Source organism: Pseudomonas meliae (assembly GCF_001400515.1).
Taxonomy (GTDB): Bacteria; Pseudomonadota; Gammaproteobacteria; order Pseudomonadales; family Pseudomonadaceae; genus Aquipseudomonas; species Aquipseudomonas amygdali.
This window is the reverse complement of sequence record NZ_LJQT01000261.1, coordinates 1-949: the sequence shown is the minus strand read 5'-3', so window position 1 is coordinate 949 and position 949 is coordinate 1. Positions and strand designations below refer to the sequence as shown.

Annotated in this window: 1 pseudogene; it reads left to right on the top strand. The window is 56.7% G+C overall.

The features are described 5' to 3' along the window. Positions 1-310: 310 nt before the first annotated feature. A pseudogene (locus ALO64_RS12260) lies at positions 311-850 on the top strand (RHS repeat-associated core domain-containing protein); the annotation flags it as partial. Positions 851-949: the final 99 nt, after the last annotated feature.

The following is a 949-nucleotide window of genomic DNA, read 5'->3' as shown; positions in this document are numbered from 1 at the left end:
TGTCTACACCCTCTTAGAGGTGGCAGTGGCACTATCGAGAAGCGGGCGGGCGCGTCAAATCGATTCCGATAATGGCCAACCACCCAGTTGGTTAAAGGGGTAGGCGGAGCGCCTTTTAACCATGACGCTGATAATAAGTTTTGTTGCGTTTAAGTCACGCCCATCAATGAGTGAAGGGCGCTTCGGTCTGTGCGCCGGCATGACTGTGTTCAGCGCCTTTCGGCCTGGCACCTAGTAGTTCTGCTAGCTGGGCGCAAGCAGATAGTCAGCCCAGACTTGCTGCCATGGGTGACTTCAAAGGAGTGAAGCCATGGCTTCGTCTGGGCAATCCGTGCTCTGTGTTTATCGCTACGATCCATTGGATCGCCTGGCCGATTGTTCGGCCGCGGGGCAGGGCAGCACTCGCCTTTTTTATCAGAAGACACTCTTGGCTACGCAGATTCAGGGGCAGGTCCAGCACACGCTTATGCGCACGGATGAGCATTTGCTGGCGTGCCTGAGTGCAGAAAATAATCAGCGCGACGGCGCGCTGTTGGCGACGGATCAACAGCAGTCAGTGATTGCCGCTCAGGGGTTGGAGTTTGCCTACACGCCTTACGGACATCGTCATCCTTCAGGCCGCGCAAGCCTGCCGGGCTTTACTGGCCAGCGGGTTGACCCGGTGACGGGGCACTATTTGCTGGGGAATGGGTATCGGGCGTTTAACCCGGTGTTGATGAGGTTCAACAGCCCGGACAGTCTGAGCCCGTTTGGTGAGGGTGGGGTGAATGCGTATGGGTACTGTGGGGGGGATCCGGTTAATCGGGTTGATCCGACGGGGCACGTTAATGCTCGAATACTGGCACTGATATTCCGAAATAGACAAGCTTTGGTCGCTGCGAAAAAAGTCACTGAGCACCGCCATAGCGTTCTTGTGCCTGGCATCCCAACCTGAACCGCCCCGGGTTTC